The sequence below is a fragment of the Domibacillus epiphyticus genome (assembly GCF_001975785.1).
GTDB lineage: Bacteria > Bacillota > Bacilli > Bacillales > Domibacillaceae > Domibacillus > Domibacillus epiphyticus.
Genome location: NZ_MSFI01000042.1, coordinates 1 through 2,732, shown reverse-complemented (window position 1 = coordinate 2,732; position 2,732 = coordinate 1). Strand labels below are relative to the sequence as shown.

Genomic DNA, 2,732 nt, shown 5'->3' with positions numbered 1-2,732 from the left:
AAAGTACAGCGAAATCGCATTATCCACTTTTTCGATTTCCCTCATACTGGAATTTATATACTCCCGTTCAGTCGTTTCCCGGACCTTTCCGTTCGCAAAAAACATAATAATGGAAATGGGAATTAATAAAAGAAGGAACGAAAACAATATCAGCTTTTTCTTTACTGAAAACCATTTAACTTCCATGACAAACTCCTTTTATCGCTAACTGGATACTTTAAAGTGATCCTAATATCCGGGCATTTTCTCCTATCTTAATATATTTGATTGATAAAAACATATATTTGTTTTAAAACTTTTAAGAAATCCATTACATTTTATTGATGTTCCAGCGAAATCCTCTGCTTCAGAAGAATGAGTTAATACTTTTCCTACGTCTTCTAATTTACTGTGACGAACCAGCTCAATTTCTTATAGCACTAACCTGCACCGTTAGCTGAAAAAGAAAAGGCTACCAAATGGCAGCCGAGATATTAAACAAAAGCACCCGCTAGTTAGAGAATTGAATTTTCATGGGAGTTCAACAAGGAACAATTAATTAAGCTATGATCTATTCTTCAATTCGTTTAATTATTTTCGCAGGATTTCCACCCACGACCACATTTTTCTTTTCGCCCATTTTTCAACAGCTATAATTTCCTCAAAATCATGAAGCATAAATATAACTACAAATAACCATATAGCATTATATAACTCAAGCTGAAACATAATAATTTTTCTCCCCTACTTATACTTTGGGTATAAACTTGTTGGCTTTAATTTAAACTTCGATATTGCACCCGCTTCATCCTTTTTTAACCTTTCCTTATTGAACTAACCTGCTCCGTTAACTGAATAAGAAATGGCTTCGAAATGACAGCCACAGCCGAGATATTAAACAAAAGCACCCCGATAGTTGAAGAATGAAATTAAAGCCTTTCCCTAGATGATCTTTTCTCAAATTCAAATTTTTTAGACCCTTAGTGAGCCACGGAAACCCCTTGCAGCATAGTAAGATTCTGCTCCATTGTGGTACATAAAGACCGTGTCGTAGCGGCGATCACAAAAGAGGGCTCCACCGAGTTTTCTAATATTGGTAGGTGTTTGCACCCAGCTCGATGTTTTCATATCAAAGTTTTCTAGTTTCTGCAGCTCCCGGTATTGTTCTTCCGTTAAAAGTTCAATGCCCATGGCAGCTGCCATATCAATAGCGCTATTTTCTGGTTTGTGTTTTTTTCTTGACTCCAGCGCTTCACGGTCGTAACAAACACTTCTGCGGCCTTTAGGACTTTCCGCTGAACAATCACAAAAAATGTATTCGTCCATCTTCTTATCATAGCCAACAACATCCGGTTCACCGCCAGTTCCTTCCATTTCATTGAGTGACCACATTTTTTCAGTATTAGCTTCGAGCTTAGCCTGCACGTTAGCCCATTCAAGACCTTTATGGCGGTTCAGGTTTTTCTCAAAACGGGCTTTCAAAGTTCTGAGTAGTTCTTCACGTTGTCCCAGAGACAACTCCTTATCTCTGTTCGTCATATGCGTTTCCCCCTTACTGTTTTTAATCATAATGGTTTAAGGACCAAACTGCTCTATACTTCAATAAGAAAAAGCTAATCTCCTTCTTGAAGATTAGCCCTGTTTGACAAGTACATCTTTTTACAAAATTGAATTAACACTATTTGATATCATTCTTCTGTTTTCAAATATGGATACTCTTTCATATTCCTTAAATATTTTTCCATCTAAAAAATCAAGAATCATTTCATTAAAGATGTCTTTTTCCATTGTGCTTATTGGATCAAACGCATTTTTAAACAAAGCCAGTGCAGCATTTGGAATGTTGTCGTACAGTATTTGCGACCCCTTTCTTTCGTCCACACCCATGACTTTTTTATCTCCGCCCATCACCAATGTCGGAACATTAATATTCTTCAACGCGTTTGTATGAGTGGGAAATTCAGAGGTTTTCGCAAGGAAAAGCATCTCTTTATCGAATGTAAAAGAGTCACGTAGTACCTTTTTAGTGAATTCGTCCTTTCCATACACTTTCATCATCAAGCTGATAATGGTATCATAAGGCATAATTTTGAATATTGCATTAGACAATTTCAATACCAAGCCTGATACCTTTGTAGGGATTTCACTGTATCCATTCGATAAGACCAGCTTATCAATATAGTTAGGATACTTGGATGCAAACAATTGAGCTGTAACAGAACCGTAGGATAAACCAACCAAATGGGTTTTTGAAATTTTCAGTTCGTCTAAAAGCAATTTTAAATCTTCTGCCATAACTCTTGCCGTGAATTTGTTATCTGGAAAGGCTTTTGTAGTTTCTCCATGCCCCCTCATATCCAACATAATCATCTTATACTTAGAGGAAATGTAATCTATTTGCGGCAGCCACATCTTCCAACTGCCTCCTATTCCATGCAGAAATACTATGGGTTGCCCTTCCCCTCTTACTTCATAATTTATCCGAACCTTGTCAAATTCTATTTTCGCCATACTTTCCCCCGTTATCTTTATAATCAATTATTTTTGTACGCATAAGAATTCTGTATTGATGATTTTCCCTTCTTCCACTAAACTGCCCCGTTAGCTCAATAAGAAATCACAACATTTTACACGCAATTGTCATAGGTCCTGTTCTCGAACATTTGTTTTTAACATAACATTCAAAATAAAAAAGACCGAAATAAAAATGAGGGCACTGAAAAACTTACGTTTTTAAATCCCTAATCGTTTTT

4 protein-coding genes are annotated in these 2,732 nt (G+C 36.4%); all 4 read right to left on the bottom strand.

Going from position 1 to position 2,732, the window contains the following annotated elements:
• Positions 1-186 (bottom strand): hypothetical protein (locus BTO28_RS16640; RefSeq protein WP_144289508.1); only part of this gene is annotated, 186 nt, incomplete at its 3' end.
• Positions 187-570: 384 nt separating this feature from the next.
• Positions 571-708, bottom strand: a complete 138-nt coding sequence (locus BTO28_RS17750; RefSeq protein ID WP_269843885.1) for an HXXEE domain-containing protein — start codon at positions 706-708, stop codon at positions 571-573.
• 243 nt (positions 709-951) lie between these two features.
• Entirely contained in the window at positions 952-1,518 is a 567-nt protein-coding gene (locus BTO28_RS16630; protein WP_076768314.1) for a DUF4256 domain-containing protein, read from the bottom strand.
• Positions 1,519-1,638: 120 nt separating this feature from the next.
• The gene (locus tag BTO28_RS16625) at positions 1,639-2,490 is read right to left on the bottom strand and encodes an alpha/beta fold hydrolase (RefSeq protein ID WP_076768312.1); all 852 of its coding nucleotides are present in this window, start codon (positions 2,488-2,490) and stop codon (positions 1,639-1,641) included.
• Positions 2,491-2,732 lie beyond the last annotated feature (242 nt).